This window comes from Vogesella sp., assembly GCF_046297735.1.
GTDB classification, from domain to species: domain Bacteria; phylum Pseudomonadota; class Gammaproteobacteria; order Burkholderiales; family Chromobacteriaceae; genus Vogesella; species Vogesella urethralis.
The window spans coordinates 121823-140303 of record NZ_JBKBHK010000008.1 but is presented as its reverse complement, the minus strand read 5'-3'; the positions used below and the strand labels follow the sequence as shown (position 1 = coordinate 140303).

16 protein-coding genes, 5 tRNA genes and 1 riboswitch are annotated in these 18481 nt (G+C 62.5%); of the genes, 5 read left to right on the top strand and 16 right to left on the bottom strand.

The window, feature by feature from the left end; translation table 11 throughout:
- Window positions 1-269: 269 nt before the first annotated feature.
- The 3 genes from infA to ACK4FZ_RS11785 form a co-directional block, all read right to left on the bottom strand.
- A complete protein-coding gene (infA, locus tag ACK4FZ_RS11795; RefSeq protein ID WP_409821126.1) occupies window positions 270-533 on the bottom strand; it encodes a translation initiation factor IF-1 in 264 nt (87 codons plus the stop codon).
- A 150-nt stretch (window positions 534-683) separates the two neighbouring features.
- Window positions 684-1370 (bottom strand): class I SAM-dependent methyltransferase, encoded by a 687-nt coding sequence (locus tag ACK4FZ_RS11790; RefSeq protein ID WP_409821124.1) that lies wholly within the window; start codon window positions 1368-1370, stop codon window positions 684-686.
- Window positions 1371-1633: 263 nt separating this feature from the next.
- A complete protein-coding gene (locus ACK4FZ_RS11785; RefSeq protein WP_409821121.1) occupies window positions 1634-2467 on the bottom strand; it encodes an HDOD domain-containing protein in 834 nt (277 codons plus the stop codon).
- Window positions 2468-2821: 354 nt separating this feature from the next.
- Between ACK4FZ_RS11785 and ACK4FZ_RS11780 the strand changes: the two genes are divergently transcribed.
- Window positions 2822-3340 carry a lipocalin family protein gene (locus ACK4FZ_RS11780; protein ID WP_409821118.1) on the top strand — a complete coding sequence of 173 codons (519 nt, stop codon included), beginning with the start codon at window positions 2822-2824 and terminating at the stop codon, window positions 3338-3340.
- 449 nt (window positions 3341-3789) lie between these two features.
- Here the strand turns inward: ACK4FZ_RS11780 and ACK4FZ_RS11775 are convergent, their stop codons facing one another.
- The 4 genes from ACK4FZ_RS11775 to ACK4FZ_RS11760 all read right to left on the bottom strand — a co-directional run bounded on the left by ACK4FZ_RS11775 (window position 3790) and on the right by ACK4FZ_RS11760 (window position 8086).
- Window positions 3790-4284, bottom strand: coding sequence for a Dps family protein (locus ACK4FZ_RS11775; protein WP_409821116.1), 495 nt, complete (start codon window positions 4282-4284; stop codon window positions 3790-3792).
- A 282-nt stretch (window positions 4285-4566) separates the two neighbouring features.
- Window positions 4567-6324, bottom strand: a complete 1758-nt coding sequence (locus ACK4FZ_RS11770; protein ID WP_409821114.1) for a cyanophycinase — start codon at window positions 6322-6324, stop codon at window positions 4567-4569.
- A gap of 198 nt (window positions 6325-6522) precedes the next feature.
- The gene (locus tag ACK4FZ_RS11765; protein WP_409821111.1) at window positions 6523-7407 is read right to left on the bottom strand and encodes a MurR/RpiR family transcriptional regulator; all 885 of its coding nucleotides are present in this window, start codon (window positions 7405-7407) and stop codon (window positions 6523-6525) included.
- 160 nt (window positions 7408-7567) lie between these two features.
- Entirely contained in the window at window positions 7568-8086 is a 519-nt protein-coding gene (locus tag ACK4FZ_RS11760; RefSeq protein WP_409821109.1) for a hypothetical protein, read from the bottom strand.
- A gap of 280 nt (window positions 8087-8366) precedes the next feature.
- Between ACK4FZ_RS11760 and ACK4FZ_RS11755 the strand changes: the two genes are divergently transcribed.
- Window positions 8367-9365, top strand: a complete 999-nt coding sequence (locus ACK4FZ_RS11755) for a 2-hydroxyacid dehydrogenase (protein ID WP_409821107.1) — start codon at window positions 8367-8369, stop codon at window positions 9363-9365.
- Window positions 9366-9595: 230 nt separating this feature from the next.
- On the opposite strand, the gene yaaA is transcribed toward ACK4FZ_RS11755, so the two are convergent.
- Window positions 9596-10375 (bottom strand): peroxide stress protein YaaA, encoded by a 780-nt coding sequence (yaaA, locus tag ACK4FZ_RS11750; RefSeq protein WP_409821105.1) that lies wholly within the window; start codon window positions 10373-10375, stop codon window positions 9596-9598.
- Between the two features lie 82 nt (window positions 10376-10457).
- Between yaaA and dtd the strand changes: the two genes are divergently transcribed.
- Window positions 10458-10910, top strand: a complete 453-nt coding sequence (dtd, locus tag ACK4FZ_RS11745) for a D-aminoacyl-tRNA deacylase (RefSeq protein ID WP_144372436.1) — start codon at window positions 10458-10460, stop codon at window positions 10908-10910.
- A 124-nt stretch (window positions 10911-11034) separates the two neighbouring features.
- Here the strand turns inward: dtd and ACK4FZ_RS11740 are convergent.
- The 5 genes from ACK4FZ_RS11740 to ACK4FZ_RS11720 all read right to left on the bottom strand — a co-directional run bounded on the left by ACK4FZ_RS11740 (window position 11035) and on the right by ACK4FZ_RS11720 (window position 11639).
- Window positions 11035-11121, bottom strand: a tRNA-Leu gene (locus ACK4FZ_RS11740).
- A 45-nt stretch (window positions 11122-11166) separates the two neighbouring features.
- A tRNA-Leu gene (locus ACK4FZ_RS11735) sits at window positions 11167-11253 on the bottom strand.
- Between the two features lie 46 nt (window positions 11254-11299).
- Window positions 11300-11386: transfer RNA gene (locus tag ACK4FZ_RS11730), tRNA-Leu, on the bottom strand.
- 39 nt (window positions 11387-11425) lie between these two features.
- A tRNA-Leu gene (locus ACK4FZ_RS11725) sits at window positions 11426-11512 on the bottom strand.
- A 40-nt stretch (window positions 11513-11552) separates the two neighbouring features.
- Window positions 11553-11639, bottom strand: a tRNA-Leu gene (locus tag ACK4FZ_RS11720).
- An 89-nt stretch (window positions 11640-11728) separates the two neighbouring features.
- Between ACK4FZ_RS11720 and rnr the strand changes: the two genes are divergently transcribed.
- Window positions 11729-14611 (top strand): ribonuclease R, encoded by a 2883-nt coding sequence (gene rnr / locus ACK4FZ_RS11715; protein WP_409821102.1) that lies wholly within the window; start codon window positions 11729-11731, stop codon window positions 14609-14611.
- Window positions 14612-14678: 67 nt separating this feature from the next.
- Here rnr and ACK4FZ_RS11710 read toward each other — a convergent pair whose 3' ends face one another.
- From ACK4FZ_RS11710 to earP, 3 genes are all read right to left on the bottom strand, one after another.
- Window positions 14679-15239: a TMEM165/GDT1 family protein gene (locus ACK4FZ_RS11710; protein WP_409821099.1), complete on the bottom strand. Its 561-nt coding sequence runs from the start codon at window positions 15237-15239 to the stop codon at window positions 14679-14681.
- Window positions 15240-15243: 4 nt separating this feature from the next.
- Window positions 15244-15409, bottom strand: a riboswitch (yybP-ykoY riboswitch).
- A gap of 85 nt (window positions 15410-15494) precedes the next feature.
- Complete coding sequence (efp, locus tag ACK4FZ_RS11705) at window positions 15495-16058, bottom strand: elongation factor P (protein WP_144372431.1); 564 nt, start codon at window positions 16056-16058, stop codon at window positions 15495-15497.
- 56 nt (window positions 16059-16114) lie between these two features.
- Window positions 16115-17257: an elongation factor P maturation arginine rhamnosyltransferase EarP gene (gene earP, locus ACK4FZ_RS11700; protein WP_409821096.1), complete on the bottom strand. Its 1143-nt coding sequence runs from the start codon at window positions 17255-17257 to the stop codon at window positions 16115-16117.
- 235 nt (window positions 17258-17492) lie between these two features.
- Between earP and ACK4FZ_RS11695 the strand changes: the two genes are divergently transcribed.
- Window positions 17493-18428: a transporter gene (locus ACK4FZ_RS11695; protein ID WP_409821093.1), complete on the top strand. Its 936-nt coding sequence runs from the start codon at window positions 17493-17495 to the stop codon at window positions 18426-18428.
- Window positions 18429-18481 lie beyond the last annotated feature (53 nt).

Genomic DNA, 18481 nt, shown 5'->3' with positions numbered 1-18481 from the left:
TGTGTCCATTTCCGTGCCTAAACCTGTGCTGCAGTCTCTGCTGGGCGGGGACGGGCAGACGACGGCATCCAGGTACCCATCAGCAAGCCTTGTCTGATAGGTTCGGGCTGCCCGACTTTGCCTGTTGCATGGCGGCCGGCTGCATGACCACGCTTTCATCGTTTATCAGGCGATGAAGGGCAAGATTTTGCCAAGTGCGGCCAACCATTTATGACTTCATGGCCGCCATGCCGCGTAAAGATTACCTTGGCTGTGCGGCTGAACTGGCGTCAAGCATGCCTTGGCCGGGGTGGCGGCTGATGGCCCGATTTGGCAGTAGGGTGCCTGAAATTGATGCGGCCTTTGGTGAGGTCGTATGGCGACATTTCCACGGTGACCCTGTCGCCTTGTATCACCCTGATGCGGTGAATCTTCATTTTGCCAGAGCCGTAGGCAAGGATTTCCAGGCCGTTGTCCAGCCGTACGCGAAAGCGCGACTCTGGCAACATCTCGGTGACAACACCTTCTAGTTCGATCATGTCTTCTTTTGACATGGGGGTCCCCCATAAGATTGATGCACAACCATCAAACTGGTTGTGACAGGTAAGTGGCTTCGTCGACCCAAGCAAAAAAGCAGCGTAGCGCAGCTGCATTTCAGGCAGTTATCAGGCTGAAGAAGGCGTGTCTGAATCTGCGGCGCTCGCTTAATGCGTCACCGTGTTGCTTGCAACGCCAGCGCGATCACGCGAAAGCCGCAAGATACAGCCTTTGTAAGGTTCGCCGCTTTCCATTTTGCTTGGTGCCCGTTGCGACTCGAAACCATAGCCAAGCGTTGCCATGGCGCGACAGAAACCTGGCCGGTTTCCCCGGTCTGGGTCAACGATGATGATTTCAGCCGTGGGTGCAGCATGAGTATCAATAAAACTGGCCAGTTGAACTGCGTGCTGACGTTCGTACAGCACATCGCTACCAATAATCAGGTCGAACCTGCCTAGCGCCGGGTTGGTACCGCCCCAGTCGCCGGCCTGGTATTCAAGTGGTGGCAAGCTGTTCAGAAACAGGTTTTCGCTAAGAAAATCGGGGCTGCAAGGGTGCCAGTCGCTCACGGTGACATCGCCATCCCGGCGATGAACCACGATACTGGCCAAGGCGAGGCCGGCACCGATTTCCAGCACTCTCAAACCGGTTAGCGGTTCGCTATCCATCAGCAGCGCCAGTACTTTTGACGATGGCCACAGCTGGCCAAACAGCGGCCAGCTTGCAGGCGAGATACCGCGGCGTTCTGCCTCGCCATGCGGGTCGGCATACTGTTGCGTATCCAGAAGCGACCGGATCTGGTAATCGGTGCCACCAATGGACACGGTTTGCTGCATGGTGAAGTAGCCGGGCATGACCGGGAGCCTTTATGGAAGTGAAGCATGCTTTGCACGAGGAAACGTTCTGATCGAACGGGCAAGCGCTTCACAAATACAGTCAGGCGAGAAGGTGCATGCAGGGAACGAAAAGGCAGTCAGACGATACGTCCATCAGGAAGTCGGAACGTACGATTGGCGCTCACGGTAACATGCTCTGGCAGTTATGGCATGTCAAATATTCTGACCAAGCTTGTTATTGCCGGGCATGGTGCCGCTTGAAAGAGCGAGAAACCATTGGCTTATGCAGCAATGCCTGCGCTGATCAGCGCCGTGGTTTCCTGCTCGGACAACTGCAGGCTATCCATGCAAAAACCTTTCAGTTTTGACCATTCATGGGTTTGGCTCAGGCCGGTGCTGAGCTGAACGGCATGCTCGGCAAGCTGTGCTACCGCAATCAGTTCCCTGGCTCGATCACTGTCCGGTATCGACAAGGGCAGCTTGGTCACGTCGTCTGGCGTGTGATGGCACTGGATGGCGGCGACAAAGTAATCCGGCAAATGCCAGTCTTCGGCAATAAAAGCACCAATTTGCGCGTGATTGACGCTGTACTCCCGGTTTTCGTGTTCGGTGAACGCATTGTCCGGATCGTTGTTGGCCAGACCCAGGATTTCCTTGTAGTTCGAGTAGTGGTTCATCAGCACGGCGATGCCGACATCCCTGAACAAGCCGAAAGTAAAGATTTCGTCGGCTTTTTGCCTGTACAGCAAGCGGGCAATGTTGGCTGACATTTCTGCCACGCGCCAAGACGAATCCCAGAACCGGGTAATGCTGGCTCCTTGGCTTACGGCTGATTGCAGCAAGAATGCGCGTGCATAGTACGCCACCTGTTGCGCGCCGATCATTTGCAGTGCTACCGGGATGGAGGCGTTTTTCTGCAAGCAGTACAAGGGGCTGTTGGAGAGCTTGATCAAACCGGCACTGAGGGCCACGTCCTTTTTGATCAAGGCGCTCAGCTCGCCAAAGTCAAAGCTGGTGCTGGCGATCAACTCGTCAATCTTGATCAGTATTTCCGGGCACGCCGGTAAGGGGATATGGGAGACGACTTGCTCTACATGTTTTTTTTCATTGTTCATGATGTCATCTCTTCCTTGTCGCTTTGCATCACGGCCGTACCGGTTTGTTCTGTCGCGGCAGGGGCGTCTGCCGGGGCTGGAAAGTTTGCCGTGCAGCTTGCGCCGTGCCTGCCAAGGTGCGTTATTGTGGCGGGCTATGGCTTTGCCAGTGGCGTGTCACGGCATTCTTATCACCCGCTTTTATCGATATCATTGTGACACTATCTGTCAGTGCAGGGTGAATTTCCTTGCTGGTACCTGCATGGCGGGAGTGATCTGCTGCGTGATCGGCGCCATGCTATCGCTCCGGTACAGTTATCAGAGGAGATCTTTATGTTGCTTTCCCGTTGGCATTCGTTTGGCTTCGCTGCCGCCATGTTGTTGTCGCTGGCAGCGTGCAGCACCCTGCCACCCGCAGGCATTCAGCCAGTGACAGGTTTTGACTTACAGCGCTACAGCGGGCAGTGGTACGAGATTGCCCGTCTGGATCACCGCTTTGAACGTGGCATGAGCGATGTGCAGGCGTACTATTCCCCACAGCCGGATGGGAGCGTGACCGTGCGCAATCGCGGGTTCGATACTGCCGCCGGGCGCTGGAAAGAAGCGCTTGGGCGCGCACGATTCAATGCCGACCCGGGCACGGCCTCGCTGAAGGTGTCTTTCTTTGGTCCGTTCTACGGTGGTTACCACGTAGTGGCACTTGACCCGGCTTACCGCTGGGCCATGGTGGCTGGAAATGATCGCGACTATTTGTGGCTGCTTGCGCGCGAGCGTAGTCTGCCGCAAGAGGTGACAGCACGTTTGTTACAACAAGCACAGGCGCTGGGTTTTGATACCAGCAAGCTGATTTGGGTGAGCCAGCAGCGCCTGGACGATGCCGCGGCCAAGCCCTAGCTTGGCAGGCGCTATCGCGCATGCCCTACCCGAGGCGTTACCTGATGACCATGCTAAATCAGCGGTTTTGGCGTGACGATGCCATGCCGTATGTCTAGAGTCGGCGCGCTCAGCAAAGCCGGGCCTGCTACCGCTCTCACAGCCACCCAACGCTGTCCATTGGCGCGGTGGACGCTGGTGCTTCTCTGCTGCAATTGGCTGGGATGCGCTGGTGTGCTGGGCGCTGGCGCGGCCAACCTTGCTGGCTGCGTTTAAGCGTCAGCTAGGCCTGCTGCACCGCTGTAGTGCACTGCTGTTATGGGCAGTCGCTGCCGGGATGGTGTGGATGGTGAGGGGCGTATTGCCCTTGGCAGGTAATTGACCCTGGCCGGTTGTATTAAGGGGAATGACAAACGCCCGGGCTTGATTGGCCGGGGCGGTTGTCATGCCGTAATCGCCAGGTGCCCGCTTTATTCTTCCAGCAGGCTGCGTAGCATCCAGGCGGTTTTCTCGTGCACATCCAGGCGCTGGGTCAGTACGTCGGCAGTCGGCTGGTCGTTGGCACTGTCCACAACGGGGAACAGCTTGCGTGCGGTACGGGCGGTGGCCTCTTGTGCCGCCACCAGATGGCGGATCATGTCGGTGGCTTTGGGTACGCCTTCCACTTCCTTGATTGACGCCAGTTTCACGAATTCCTTGTAGGTGCCCGGTGCCGGGAAGCCCAGTGCGCGAATGCGTTCGGCAATAGTGTCCAGTGCTGTCCATTGCTCGGTGTACTGCGCCATGAACATATTGTGCAGGCTGTTGAATTGCGGGCCGGTTACGTTCCAGTGGAAGTTGTGCGTCATCAGGTACAGGGTGTAGCTGTCTGCCAGAAGTGCCGACAAGCCCTCGGCAATCTGTTTGCGTGCATCAAGGTCGATACCGATGTCGATATCTTTGGCTTTCACTTTTTTCTCTTTCATGCCAGCTCCTTATCGGGGTAAAGGTCATTGTCAAAAAGGTGACCGCAGCTTGGGCCAGAAGTTTGCCCGTTTGCCCTAACGGGCAGTGCGTGCATGCAGCGTTACCTTAACATAAGCATTTATGCTGAGGGGCGCCGGGGCAGGCCGGGATGATCTGGCGCAAGCTGCTTTGCCGCCAGCGGGCGAAGGTGCGGTCAACCAGGCTGCGAGCCAGCGTCAAGAGATAAGCGCAGTAGCAGCCAGGCGGTTTATCCGCCGGCTGCCTTGTTGCCCGTTGGCGGTTTACAGACCGGCGATGCGCGCTACCAGCTGCGCCAGTTCGTCCCGCGTCACCTTGCCCATGCCGTTGAAGCGGCCGCCCGGTGCCGTCAGCAGCCCGGCTGCCACTACCTGCGCGGCGGCGGCGTCGTAGCCGGCCTGCAGTTCGCCGGCGTCTTGCAGCGTGGCGCGTTCACTCAGTTTCTGGCGCTGGAAGCCTTCGTACATGGCGCGGGCTGCTATCGCCAGCTCCTGACGGGTGATGGCCGCGTCCGGCCAGAAGCGGTCGCTGCCGCTCATCCAGCCTTGGCTCACCACGATGGCGATCTGCTCGCGCAGCGGGTGGTCGGCGGCGAGGTCGTTCAAGGCCGGCACTTCCTTCGCGTTCAGCTCGCCGCCCAGCAACATCTGCAGCGTATTGGCCAGTTCGGCGCGCGTTACCGGCCGCTGCGGCCAGAAACGGCCTTGCTCGTCACTCGTCATCAGGCCGCGGAACACCACGGCCTTCACCGCTTGCGGCTGACGGCTGCGGGCGATGTCGGTAGGGGTAGTGCGTGCCGGGTCGCCCAGGCGGGCGTCTACCGGTTCGATATCCAGCCGGATGTCGCGTACGGTGTAGTTGGTCTGCGAATCGACAAAGCTGCTCCAGGCGGCAAAGCGCTCGCCCTTGCTGAAACTGAAGCGGTAGCCGTAGTGGTAACCGTTGGCCGGGTTGTAGCGCACCATCAGCCCTTGCTGGCGCTGGGCGGTATTGTCGGCCAGGCCGTACAGCACGGCGCGGCCGACGGCGTTGACTGCCGACAGGTCGGCAATCAGGCTGTTGCCGTTGAGGTAGGCGTCGCCAGCCGTGATGGCGGCCTTGCCGTCGCGCGGCTGCAGCGTGCCGCTGGCCGGGTCGTAGCGGTCGCCGCTGCCCAACATGCTGAGGCGCACATTGCCGATGCGGCTGCCGTACAGCGTTTTCTGGTAGCTGGCCGCGCTGGCGTCCATCACCGTCAGGTAGCCTTCGCCCAGCACTTCCAGCGTACCGTCCGGCTTCACCCACATTGCGGTATTGGTGTCCAGCCCGTAGCCGCGGGCCAGGCCGCGCGCGCTGAGGTAGGCGGCCATGCGGCCAACCCGGCCGCTGCTGGTTTCTTCCAGCTTGTCCAGGTGCTGGTCGATGATGCCGTCGAAAAAGCCGGCGCCCGGCAGGATGCTGACGCCGCGCATGTCGGCGCGCTGGCCCAGGCCAAAGTCCAGCGTATCCATCACCACGCCGTAGGCGGTGGGCATTTGCTTGCCCTGGATGCTGGCGCCGGCGCTGGTGCCACCGATCACGCCGCCACGCTGCTTCACGGCGTGAATGGCGTGCCAGGCTTGCGACGGGCTGCCGTCGGCATTGAACAGCGCGCGGGCGATGCGCGACTGGTCGCCACCGACAAACCACACCGCGGTAGCGTCGGCCAGCGGCTGCAGCACCGCCGGGTCGTTCATGTTTTTCTGGTAGTTCTTGCGGTCGATGTCGATGATGCTGATGCGCGCCTCCGGCACCCCCATCGCCACCAGTTCGGCGCGGAAGCGGCGGCTGGAGCCCAGGCTGCCGCTGGCGGTGGGCATGATGGCGATGCGAGCCTGCTGGGCGCCGCCGGCCAGTTCCACGAATTTGGCGTATACCGGCACGTTGCTGGCGCGCAGCATGCCGCCCACGGCCAGCAGGTGGCCTTCTGCCAGCGCCTGGTTGCCGAGGCCAGCGCCCGCCAGCGCCAGCAGCAGCGCCACGGTGAGTCTGTTTGCTTTCAATGCGTTCTCCTCGTCCGCGCGCACCGGCCCGGCGCCCCGGCGTGTTGGCCGGGGCGCAAGCTGGCGTGTTGCGGACACCTTGTTGCGAGTCAATGAGTCATTGCCGTGATTGTTCACGTGCTTTATGCCAGCCGGTGGCTGGGTGAAACGCCGGGCGGGGCCCGGGTTGCCGGCACGCGCGGGCGTACCGGCGAACGCTTACCTGCGGCCGTTGCCGGGGCCGAGGTCGGTGTAGAGGTAGTCCAGCATGCCTTCGGTCAGCGCGGTGCTCAGGCTGAGCGCGGTGCCGTGGCGCAGCATCACTTGTGCCAGCAGGCACTCGATTAGCGCCAGCATGGCGGTGGACGAGGAGGACAGCACCGGGTGTTCGGACGGTACGTAGAACTGCAGCGAGGACACTGCGGCCAGCGGTGACGCCGGCGAATCGGTCAGCGCCACCACTTGGGCGCCGCGTTCGGCGGCAAAGGCGGCCAGCTGCACGGTATCGCGCGAGTAGCGCGGCAGGCTGAGCGCCAGTAACACGTCGCCCGGCTGTGCACTGGCCAGCTTGTAGGCGGCGTTCTCGGCGCCGCCTTCTGCGCTGGCCAGGATGGCGTCACAGTACGGCGACAGGTTGGCCGCGGCCAGCCCGGCCAGGTAGCTGCTGTTGCCAAAGCCCAGCACGTAGACGCGGCGTGCGGCCAACAGGCGGCTGGCCAGGCCGTTCAGGGCGGTGGCGCTGATCTGCTGCGACACGGCGCGCAGGTTGTCGCTGGCAAAGGCAAACAGGCCGGGAGCGGCCTGGCCGGCCTCGTCCTGCTCCAGCTGCTGGCGCAGTTTGGCTACCGGTGAAACCGCGGCCTGCAAGGTGGCGGTGAGCTCGGCGCGCAGCGCGGTAAAACCCTGGTAGCCCAGCACGTTGGCCAGGCGGTTGACGGCGGCGGGCGAGCTGTCGGCGGCCTCGGCCAAGGCCTCCATGCCCTGGGTGGCGGCCAGCAGCGGGTGGCGCAGCAGGTAGCCGGCCACCTTGCGCAGGGCCGGGGTCAGCGTGGGCATTGCCTCGTTGAGGCGGTCCAGCACGGGGGAAGCGGGCGGATTTGGCATTGATATGTAAATTTTCAAAAATTTGTTTGTGAAAATTTACATATCAAATCGATGGCCGGCAAGCATTGCTTGCCGGCGCTGTCCGCAATGGCGGGGGGCTGTCGTGACAAACCCACACCGGCCATGGTGGCGGGTGTGGGTTTGGGCGCAGGCGACAGGCTTAGCGCGGCGGTTGCGGCGGGCGTTCTTCGCCTTGCGGCGCGTCGCCCGGGTGGCCGTGCGGTTTGCCCGGCGGCGGCGTCAGCAGCGCCTGGCGTACCAGCTTGCCTTGCTCGGCGTTCAGGCTGTCAAAGAAAGCCAGCCAGGCCGGGGACGGCTGCGGCGGCAACTTGCGGGCGCTTTCCAGGCTGCGGAAGGCGTCGGACAGGCTGGTTTTGCCGTCGGCCAGCTTGTCGCGCAGCGTCATCTGCGCGCGCATCATGGCATGGCCGGCTTCGATCTGGTTGCTGGCGTCGGCTTGTTCGGCTTTCACCCACAGCGCGTCTTGCTTGCTATCCAGCTTCAGCGCCGGCAGTACGCGTTTGAGCAGCATGCCCAGCGACGGCGGCAGCGGTTTTTCGGCACCCGGCGGCGGCGGCGGGGGCTGCTGGCCATCGTTATCGTTCAGGGCCGGGCCGCTGGCCATGGCCAGGCTGGAGAGCAGGGCTGCGCAGCTGGCAGCGATCAGGGCGAAACGCATGATGTGGACCTCATCGGGTGTGACAATGGTGCCATCATGCGGCGTGCGCTTGTCGGCAGCTTGTCGTGGCTGTATCGGTGGCGGTACACAGTACCAACGGTAACCAGGCGCGGGGTGGCCACTTACTCTTTACACGCGGATCAGCCGTGACTGAGAGCCGGACGGCGATGGCGTGACCGATGCCGCGTGACACATGGCCTTGCAGCAAGGGTTGGCGGCTAGCCAGCGGCCAGCCGCTGCGGCATGATGCCACTTTGCCGGATGACACGCGGGAGCCTGCATGAACATTGCCGTATTCGACACCAAACACTACGACCGCCAGGCGCTGACGCTGGCGAATGCCCGCTTCGGCCACGAGCTGGCCTTTTTCGAGCCGCGGCTGAACGCCGATACCGTAGAGCTGGCGGCGGGCTTTGACGCCGTTTGCCCCTTCGTCAACGACCGGCTGGACGCCGCCGTGGTGGCCAGGTTGGCCGCGTTGGGCGTCAAGCTGGTGGTATTGCGCTGCGCCGGCTTTAACGGGGTGGACCTGGCCGCCTGCCGCCAGCACGGCATCCGCGTGGCGCGGGTGCCGGCTTACTCGCCGCACGCGGTGGCCGAGCACGCGTTTGCGCTGCTGCTGGCGGTGAACCGCCGCATCCACAAGGCTTATGTGCGCGTGCGCGAGATGGACTTTTCGCTGGACGGGCTGGTGGGGTTTGACCTCTATGGCAAGACCTTCGGCGTGATCGGTACCGGCCGCATCGGCGAGGCGGCCATCGGCATTGCCCGCGGTTTCGGCATGCGCGTGCTGGCCTGCGACCCGCAGCAGGATGCGGCGCTGGCGGCGCAGCTGGGCTTCGACTACGCGCCGCTGGCCGAGGTGCTGGCGCACAGCGACGTGCTGAGCCTGCACGTGCCGCTGCTGCCGGCCACGCGTCACATCATCGACGCGGCGGCGTTAGCGGCGATGAAACCCGGCGCCATCCTGATCAATACCAGCCGTGGTGCGCTGGTGGATACGCCAGCCGTCATCGACGCGCTAAAGCGCGGTCAACTGGCGGGGGTGGGGCTGGACGTGTACGAAATGGAGGAGGGCGTGTTCTTCGAAGACTTGTCCGATACCGGCCTGCAGGACGACCAGCTGGCGCGGCTGCTGACCTTCCCCAATGTGCTGGTCACCTCGCATCAGGGTTTTTTGACGCGCGAGGCGCTGGCCAATATCGCCGATACCACGCTGGGCAACGCCACGGCCTTTGCCGCCGGCGAAGCGCTGGCCAACGAGGTATTGCCGCAGTAGCGCTTGGCGTTGCGCACGAAAAAAGGTTGGCCGCGGCCAACCTTTTTTTCTTGCAGACACCCCCTGTTTGCTGGGCAAACAAGGGGTGTCTTGTCAATGGGAGGGCTGCGGGAGCCGGTGCTTGTGTGGAGCGGCCCGGCTTTGCCAGGCCCGGTAGTGCCTGAGTCGGTAACTGGCCCGCAGCCTGCAAGGTTGGCCGCGGCCAACCTTTTTGTTTGCGACTGACGGGTTTATTGCGCCAGCGGGTCGCGACGGAATACCCAGTGCGTGGCGTCCGAGGCGTTGGCATCGAAAGCGTAGCCCTCGCTGTTAAAGCCCTTCAGTGCCTCGGCATCGCTTACTGCGTGTTGCACTGCCCAGCGCGCCATCAGGCCGCGAGCGCGTTTGGCGTAAAAGCTGATGATCTTGTAGTGGCCGTTTTTCAGGTCCTGGAACACCGGCGTGATCACGGTGGCCTGTAGTTTTTTCGGCTTCACCGATTTGAAGTACTCGTCCGAGGCCAAGTTCACCAGTTGCGGCAGCGGCTGTTTGGCCAGTTCGGCGTTCAGCGCGTCGGTGATGATATCGCCCCAGAACTGGTACAGGTTGGCGCCGCGCGGGTTGGTCAGGCGGGTGCCCATTTCCAGGCGGTAGGCCTGCATCAGGTCCAGCGGGCGCAGCAGGCCGTACAGGCCGGACAAAATGCGCAGGTGCTGTTGCAGCCAGTCCAGTTGCGGCTCGCTCAGGCTGGCGGCGTCCAGCCCTTCGTAGACATCGCCCATGAAGGCCAGCACTGCCTGCTTGGCGTTTTCTGGTGTAAATTCACCGCCCCAGTCGTGAAACCGTCCGGCGTTTAGCGTGGCCAGGGCATCGCTGATGCTCATCAGCTGGCCGATGTCGGCCGGGCTAAGCTGGCGCAGCGTGGCGATCAGCTCGGCGCTGTGGGACAGGAAGTCGGGCTGCGTATGGCGGGCGGTGTGGGCAGGGGTGTCGTAGTCCAGCGTTTTGGCTGGCGAAATAACCATCAACATGTCACGTCCTTTGGCGGTAGGCGGCGGCCATTCTAATGCATGGCGCCGCCCGCGGTGAACGGGGCGGGCAGGAAAGGCAGGCATGCGGGTATTGGTACAGCGCGTTACCCAGGCGTCGGTAACGGTAGACGGCAGCATCACGGGGCAGATCGGCGCCGGCTTGCTGCTGCTGGTGGGGGTGGAAGAGGCGGATGGCGCCGCCGATATCGACTGGCTGGTGCGCAAGGTAAGCCAGCTGCGCATTTTCAATGACGACGCGGGGGTGATGAACCGCTCGGTGCTGGACGCGGGGGGCGAGGTGCTGGCTGTCAGCCAGTTCACGTTGTTTGCCAGCTGCAAGAAGGGCAACCGACCCGGCTACAGCCGCGCCGCGCGTGGCGAAATCTCGCAGCCGATGTTCGATCGCTTTGTGCAGGCAATGGCAACCGCGCTGGGCAAGCCGGTGCCTACCGGCGTGTTTGGTGCCGACATGCAGGTGGCGCTGGTGAACGATGGCCCGGTCACCATCTGGCTGGACAGCAAGGCGCCGGAATAAGCCGGTAGTACAGGGTTGGCCGCACGGCGGCCGGCCTTGTGCGGGTGGCGAGGCGGGGAGGGGTTGCGCCAAACCAGCGCTGCAAAGCAAAAAAGCCGTTGACTGTGTCAACGGCTTTTTTAACTGGTGCCCAAGAGAAGACTCGAACTTCCACACCCTTGCGGGCGCTAGGACCTGAACCTAGTGCGTCTACCAATTCCGCCACCTGGGCTTAAACCTGATTGTGTACTGCTGACTGCTATCTGACGAAAAGTGATGGTGCCCAAGAGAAGACTCGAACTTCCACACCCTTGCGGGCGCTAGGACCTGAACCTAGTGCGTCTACCAATTCCGCCACCTGGGCCAAAACCTTGATTGTCAGTTGTCGTGTCAACAGCAAGGAAACTTGCTGGTGCCCAAGAGAAGACTCGAACTTCCACACCCTTGCGGGCGCTAGGACCTGAACCTAGTGCGTCTACCAATTCCGCCACCTGGGCACGACAAATTTTTTACCGGTTGAACATCAGCATTACTGCTGGTGCCCAAGAGAAGACTCGAACTTCCACACCCTTGCGGGCGCTAGGACCTGAACCTAGTGCGTCTACCAATTCCGCCACCTGGGCCAACCGGATTTTGCTACAACAAAACAACGAGCATGATGCTTGGTGCCCAAGAGAAGACTCGAACTTCCACACCCTTGCGGGCGCTAGGACCTGAACCTAGTGCGTCTACCAATTCCGCCACCTGGGCGCTGCTTTGCTGTATCATCGATGACGCTGACTTGTTTCGATCAGTGCATCGAAGAAGCACGCATTATAATGACGATTCTGGAAGTGTCAATGGCCTCCAATAGAAAAAACAGCAATAAAACCGCGTTGCGTCTGCAGGACCCGTTCCTCAGTCGCGAAAAAACCAAGTACGACAATCCCTTACCTAGCCGCGAATTCATCCTTGAACTCCTCGAAAAAAATGGCGTGCCGATGCACGCAGAGGAGCTGGCGGCCGCTTTCCCGATTTACGAGCACGAACTGGACCTGTTCGAGCGACGCCTGCGCGCGATGGAGCGTGCCGGCCAGATCCTGATCAACCGCAAGGGCGAGCTCTGCGTGGCAGAGAAACTCGACCTGGTTGCCTGCCGCATCTCCGGCCACCGTGACGGTTACGGTTTCGCCGTGCGCGAGAGCGGCGAAGGCGACGACATTTACCTGTCCGAACGCGAAATGCACAAGGTGATGCACGGCGACCGTGTCATGGTGCGTCCGGGCGGAACCGACCGCCGTGGCCGTACCGAAGGCCGCATCGTCGAGGTGCTGGAACGCGCCACCACCCGCCTGATCGCCCGCATCTATAGCGAGCGCGGCGTGTGGTACGCGGTATCCGAAGACCGCCGCGTGCGCCAGGAAATGCTGGTGGAAGCCGGCGGTGACGGCGGCGCCAAGCACGGCCAGGTGGTGATGGTGGATATCGTCGATTACCCCGACGCGCACCGTCAGGCCATCGTGAAGGTCAGCGAAGTGCTGGGCGACTACGCCGATCCGGGCATGGAAATCGAAATCGCGCTGCGCAAGCACGACCTGCCGCACGTGTTCAGCGACGAGGCCGTGGCCCAGGCCGTGGCCACCTCGCAGAAGGTGGGCAAGAAAGACATCAAGGGCCGCGTTGACCTGCGCGACCTGCCGCTGGTGACCATCGACGGCGAAACCGCCCGCGACTTTGACGATGCGGTTTATGCCGAGAAGAGCGGTAAAGGCTTCCGTCTGATCGTGGCCATTGCCGACGTCAGCCACTACGTACGCCCCGGCGACGCGCTGGACGTGGATGCGCGCACCCGCAGCACCTCGGTGTACTTCCCGCGCCGCGTCATCCCCATGCTGCCGGAAGAGCTGTCCAACGGTATCTGCTCGCTGAACCCCGACGTCGACCGCCTGTGCATGGTGTGCGACATGCAGGTATCGGCGCGCGGCAAAGTGAAGAAATACCAGTTCTACCCGGCCGTGATGCGCTCGCAGAACCGCTTTACCTATACCCAGGTATGGCAGCTGCTGTCCGAAGGCGGCGAGCACAAGCTGCGCCCGCAGTTGGAAACGCTATACGCGCTGTACCAGCAGCTGCTGGCGCAACGCCACAAGCGCGGCGCGGTGGATTTCGACACCATCGAAACACAGATGCTGTTCAACGAGCAGGGCAAGATCGACAAGATCGTGCCGGTGGTGCGCAACGACGCCCACCGCCTGATCGAGGAATGCATGCTGGCGGCCAACGTTTGCGCGGCCGAGTTTATCCAGAAGCACGCGCACAAGTGCCTGTTCCGAGTGCACGAAGGCCCCACGCCCGAGAAGCTGGAAAACCTGCGCCGTTTCCTGAACGTCAGCGGCCTCACGCTGGGCGGTGGCGACAAGCCCACCACCAAAGACTACGCCGAGCTGGCCGAACGCGTGCGCGAGCGCCCGGACGCCAGCATGATCCAGACCATGCTGCTGCGCTCCATGCAGCAGGCGGTGTACCAGCCGGAAAACCTGGGCCATTTCGGCCTGTCGTACGAGGCGTACACCCACTTTACCTCGCCGATCCGTCGCTACCCCGACCTGCTGGTACACCGTACCATCAAGGCCATCCTGGCTGACAAAAAGTACAAGCCGGGCAAATGGGAAGCCATCGGCGAGCACTGCTCGATGGCCGAGCGCCGCGCCGACGACGCCAGCCGCGATGTGCAGTCCTGGCTCAAAACCTACTACATGCGCGACAAAGTCGGTGAGGTCTACACCGGCAAGATCAGCGCGGTGGCCGGTTTCGGCATTTTCGTGCTGCTGGACGAGCTGTACGTAGAAGGCCTGATCCACATTTCCGAGCTGGGCAAGGACTACTTTCACTTCCACAAGGACCTGCAAGCCATCATCGGCGAAAAGAGCGGCCTGCGTTACCAGCTGGGCGATGCCGTTACCGTCAAGGTGATGCGCGCCGACCTGGAAACCGCGCAGGTAGACTTTGCGCTGGTTGATGTTGGCCGCAGCAAGGGCGATGGCGGGCGTGACGGTGGCAGGGATGGCGGTCGCGACCACGATCGCGGCTCGCGTCATCAGAAAAACCGTCGCGACAAGCGTCGTCAGGGTGGTTTCGAGCCGCCGCAGAAGGCCCCGGCCAAGCCGGCAGCCGAGGTCAGCGTCAAACTGGTGCCGGCCGTATTGCCAGTTGCCAGCGAGCCGGCGCCGGCAGCCAAGCCGTCGTCGCGCAAGCGTCACCGTGGCAAGGGCAATGCGGCCAACAAGCCGGTAGAGGCAGCGGCTGCCAAACCTGTGGAGACCAAGCCGGTTGCAGCCAAGCCGGTAGCGCCTAAGCAGGTCGAAACCAAGCCGGTTGAGCTGAAGCAGGTTGAAACCAAGCCGGTCGCACCAAAGCAGGTCGAGACCAAGCCGGCCGTGGCTGAGGCGCCGGTCACGGCCAAGCCGCCGCGTGCACCGCGCAAAGCCGCCGCCGCCAAGGCGCCGGCTAGCCAGGCCGAGCCAGCCCAGCCTCAACAGGCTGCTAGCCAGCCGGCACCGCAAACTGCCGCTCCGGCAGCTGATGCCGCCCCCGCCAAAGCGCCGCGCCGTCGCAAGCCGGCGGCCACTGCTGTGGCCAACCCTGCGCCAGCCAGTGAGGCGCCGGCCAGTGCGGCACCTGCCGCGCCAGCGGCCGATGGCGCTGCGCCCAAGCCGCGTAGCCGCCGCAGCCCGCGCCGTTAAGCCCGGCGTAGCACGCAAAACAAAACCGCAGCCTGGTGCTGCGGTTTTTCATTTGGCGAATCGGAGACTAGAAGCTCACCAGCGTCAGTACGCCCACCACGGCAAAAATGCCGGCGGCGATCTTGTGTACCAGTGCTACCGGCAGCTTGCGCGCCGCCACTTCGCCCAGCAATACCGCCGGTACGTTAGCGATCATCATGCCCAGCGTGGTACCCATCACCACACCAATGGTGGCGTCCATGTAGCGTGCCGACAGCGCCACGGTGGCGATCTGGGTCTTGTCGCCCATCTCGGCCAGGAAAAAGGCGATACAGGTGGCGCCGAACACACCAAAGTGTTCGAACAGGTTGGTTTCGTCGTCCAGCTTGTCGGGAATCAGCATCCACACCGCCATGGCGATGAACGACACGCCCAGTACCCAGCGCAGGATGGTCATGTCGATAAAACCGGTGGCAATGTGGCCCAGCCAGGCGGCAGCAGCATGGTTCAGCACGGTGGCGACAAAGATGCCCAGGATGATGGGAACGGGTTTCTTGAAGCGGGCGGCCAGCAGCAGGGCCAGAAGCTGGGTTTTATCGCCGATTTCGGCCAGGGAAACAATGCCGGTGGACAGGAAGAAGGCTTCCATCAAAGACTCCAAGGGGGCTGCGCATACGTCATGACCCACCATGGCGCAGCCCCCGCTGTGCATGGCGAATCATGAGTCTTGCCAAACCGAATGTCGCTGGCGCCATGGCCGAACGGCCAAGTGTGTTGACGCAAGCCCCTGCTGTCTCGCAGGGCGGCTACTCCCTCAGGAAGCCGGCATGATACCGGCAGCGCACGGCGCCGACAAGCAAAAACGGCAGCCCGAGGGCTGCCGTTTGCGGGAAGGCGCGAATGCTTAGGCGCGCTTCTTGAATTCGTTGGTGCGGGTGTCGATTTCGATCAGGTCGCCGATTTCAACGAAGGCCGGTACCGGGATTTCCAGGGTGGTGCCTTTGATGCGGGCCGGTTTCAGTACCTTGCCGGAGGTGTCGCCACGAACGGCCGGCTCGGTGTATTCCACTTCGCGTACCACGGTGGTCGGCAGCTCAACGGAGATGGCCTTGCCGTTGTAGAAGGTCACTTCGCACTGGTCTTCCATGCCGTCGATGATGAACGGAATCACGTCTTCCATGTTTTCCGCTTCAACTTCGTACTGGTTGAACTCGGTGTCCATGAACACGTACATCGGGTCAGCGAAGTAGGAGTAGGTACACTCGCGTTTTTCCAGAACTACAACGTCGAACTTGTCGTCGGCTTTGTAGACGGTTTCGGTACCGGCGCCGGTCAGCAGGTTCTTCATTTTCATCTTCACAACGGAAGCGTTACGGCCGGATTTGGAGAATTCGGCTTTCTGCACCACCATCGGGTCGTTGCCAACCATGAATACGTTACCAGCGCGGAGTTCCTGTGCGGTTTTCATGCTTATAAAGTCCTAATGTCTTGAATTGGAATGGAAACGGATTTCCAGAAAACCCGCTATTGTAGCCTGAATTCGGCAAATTGCACCAGCCGCTGCGCCAGGCTGCCGCCGGTCAGAATTTGCCCTGGCCAGGCCCTGGCATGCTGCTGCCATGCCGGCCACTGCGCCTGCAAGGCAGGCCAGGCGTCGATGGCCAGCCGGTTGCGGTTCCATTGCTGCATGAAGGCCTGCACCGCCTCGCTCAGCGCAGGCGGCATGGCGCGGCAATAGTGCTGCAGGAAGGCGGCCAACTTGTCCAGGTGGGCGTCGTCGTCCTGGCGGTAGATGTGCCAGGCAAATGGCCGGCCGGCCCATTGCGCGCGCAGGAAGCTGTCTTCGCCGCGTACTACGTTGAAATCGCAGCTCCACAGCAGGCTGTCGTAGCCGCGCTGGTCGCTCATCGGCTGCAGGTAGAGCGCCAGTTGGCCGCACTGATAGTGCTGGCCGGCGGCGGCGTCTGCTGGCAGGCCCAGCGCCTGCAGCACGTCCGGCACCACCTTGCCCATCGGCAGCAGCAGCTGCACCGGCTGGCTGCCGGCGGCCAACTGCTGCACCCACTGCGCCGCCGCCGGGCTGTCGTAGGCAAACAGGCTGTAGCGCACGCCGCCGGGCGGGCAGGGCGGTACGCCGTGCGCTTGCCAGTAGGCGTGCTGTGCCGCGATGTCGGCCTGCCACGCGTCGCGCTCGGCCAGCAAGGCTTGCTCGCACAGCAGGCCGCCGGTGCGCGGGGTAAAGCCGGGGAAGAAAAAGTACTTTTGCAGCGGCAGGCGCGGGTGCGGCGACGGCAGGCCGTGGCAGCCTTCCACCCAGTCTTCGGCCGACAGGTATTCCAGGTTCAGCCATAGCGGCGGCTTGGCCTGTGCCGCCATCGCGTGCTGATAACCGTCCGGCAGCTCGCAGGCAAAGGCTTCGATCACCACCTCGCCGACAGCGGCGTCTGGCGGCAGGGTGTCCGCCCAGTGCCGCACCTCGATGCCGTCCAGCCACTGGCGGGCCCGCGCTACGTCCAGCGCCGGCGCAATGCGGGCAAAGCTGGTCAGGTCGTCCACCCACAGCGTCAGCTGCCAGCCGTGTTCGTGCACCAGCTGGCGCGCCAGCCGCCAGCAGACGCCGATATCGCCGTAGTTATCGATGACGCGACAGAACAGGGAGCAATGCATGGCAGATACCGGCGGGATGACAGGGCGCCAGTATAGCGGGCGGCGCGCTTGGCGTGCGCAAGGGCGGCGTCACCGCGCTGTCACAGCCAGCTGATAGGCTAAAGCCAGCCGCGGCCGTCGCGGTGCCAGCCATGTGAGGGCCTGCGGTATGCGTGAGTTCAGTGCAGCAACACGTTTCGACACGGAACAGGTTGGCCTTATTTGCGGCTACTGCTTTGCGCCGCAGCAGCCGGGTATGGCTATGGACGTTGCCGGTATACAGCAGCAGTTGGCTGCCGGCCTGCCACCCGGCCACTTTATCTGGCTGCACCTCAATTTGTCGCATAGTGGCTGTCAGCGTTGGCTGCGCGCCTGCTTGCCCGCGCTGTCGCCGGCATTTCACGAGCAGCTGGGGTTGGCCAGTGGCGCTACCCGCTTGGAGCACGTTGACGAGTCGCTGTTGGCGGTGATCAATGATGTCACCTTCGAGTTTGATGGCGGCGTTCACGATGTGGCCTCGCTTTGGGCCTGTGCTACGCCGCAGGTACTGGTGACCGTCCGTCTCAAGCCCTTGCGTGCCATTGACCAGCTGCGCGCTTCGGTCAAGCGTGGCGCAGTGTTTGCCTCGCCGCTGGGCCTGCTGGTGCATTTGCTGCAGGATCAGGCTGATATCCTGGCGCGTATCGTGCGTGACACCGCTGCGAATGTGGATGAACTGGAAGACCAGTTACTGGCCCATCGTTTAGGCGACCGCCGCGCCGAGCTGGCCGCCATGCGCCGCACGCTGGTGCGACTGCAGCGCCTGCTGGCGCCAGAACCGGGCGCTTTGTTCCGCTTGCTGAACAAGCCGCCGCCATGGGTGCGCGACGGCGATTTGCAAGATCTGCGTGAAGCGACCGAAGCCTTTTCTGCCGTAGTGGGCGATCTGGTATCGCTGGTGGAACGCATCAAACTGCTGCAAGAAGAGTTGGCCGCCATGCTGAACGAACAGACCAGTCGCACGCTGTTCACCCTGACGCTGGTGACCGTACTGGCACTGCCCATCAATATGATCGCAGGCTTTTTTGGTATGAACGTCGGCGGTATTCCGTTTGCGGCCAACCCGCACGGCTTCTGGCTATTGTTGTTACTGGTGGCGGCTGTCACCCTGCTGGCCGTGCGCTGGGCTCTGCGCTGGCGCGAGCGGTTCTGACATTCGCCTGACGCTGCGCTGTAATGTTGCTATCTGGCCTTGCGTAGCAAACG

What these genes read in the sequence shown, in the direction of transcription:
- infA (WP_409821126.1), bottom strand. Translation starts at nt 533, where the DNA reads ATGTCAAAAGAAGACATGATCGAACTAGAAGGTGTTGTCACCGAGATG.
- ACK4FZ_RS11790 (WP_409821124.1), bottom strand. Translation starts at nt 1,370, where the DNA reads ATGCCCGGCTACTTCACCATGCAGCAAACCGTGTCCATTGGTGGCACC.
- ACK4FZ_RS11785 (WP_409821121.1), bottom strand. Translation starts at nt 2,467, where the DNA reads ATGAACAATGAAAAAAAACATGTAGAGCAAGTCGTCTCCCATATCCCC.
- ACK4FZ_RS11780 (WP_409821118.1), top strand. Translation starts at nt 2,822, where the DNA reads ATGTTGTTGTCGCTGGCAGCGTGCAGCACCCTGCCACCCGCAGGCATT.
- ACK4FZ_RS11775 (WP_409821116.1), bottom strand. Translation starts at nt 4,284, where the DNA reads ATGAAAGAGAAAAAAGTGAAAGCCAAAGATATCGACATCGGTATCGAC.
- ACK4FZ_RS11765 (WP_409821111.1), bottom strand. Translation starts at nt 7,407, where the DNA reads ATGCCAAATCCGCCCGCTTCCCCCGTGCTGGACCGCCTCAACGAGGCA.
- ACK4FZ_RS11760 (WP_409821109.1), bottom strand. Translation starts at nt 8,086, where the DNA reads ATGCGTTTCGCCCTGATCGCTGCCAGCTGCGCAGCCCTGCTCTCCAGC.
- ACK4FZ_RS11755 (WP_409821107.1), top strand. Translation starts at nt 8,367, where the DNA reads ATGAACATTGCCGTATTCGACACCAAACACTACGACCGCCAGGCGCTG.
- yaaA (WP_409821105.1), bottom strand. Translation starts at nt 10,375, where the DNA reads ATGTTGATGGTTATTTCGCCAGCCAAAACGCTGGACTACGACACCCCT.
- dtd (WP_144372436.1), top strand. Translation starts at nt 10,458, where the DNA reads ATGCGGGTATTGGTACAGCGCGTTACCCAGGCGTCGGTAACGGTAGAC.
- rnr (WP_409821102.1), top strand. Translation starts at nt 11,729, where the DNA reads ATGGCCTCCAATAGAAAAAACAGCAATAAAACCGCGTTGCGTCTGCAG.
- ACK4FZ_RS11710 (WP_409821099.1), bottom strand. Translation starts at nt 15,239, where the DNA reads ATGGAAGCCTTCTTCCTGTCCACCGGCATTGTTTCCCTGGCCGAAATC.
- efp (WP_144372431.1), bottom strand. Translation starts at nt 16,058, where the DNA reads ATGAAAACCGCACAGGAACTCCGCGCTGGTAACGTATTCATGGTTGGC.
- earP (WP_409821096.1), bottom strand. Translation starts at nt 17,257, where the DNA reads ATGCATTGCTCCCTGTTCTGTCGCGTCATCGATAACTACGGCGATATC.
- ACK4FZ_RS11695 (WP_409821093.1), top strand. Translation starts at nt 17,493, where the DNA reads ATGGCTATGGACGTTGCCGGTATACAGCAGCAGTTGGCTGCCGGCCTG.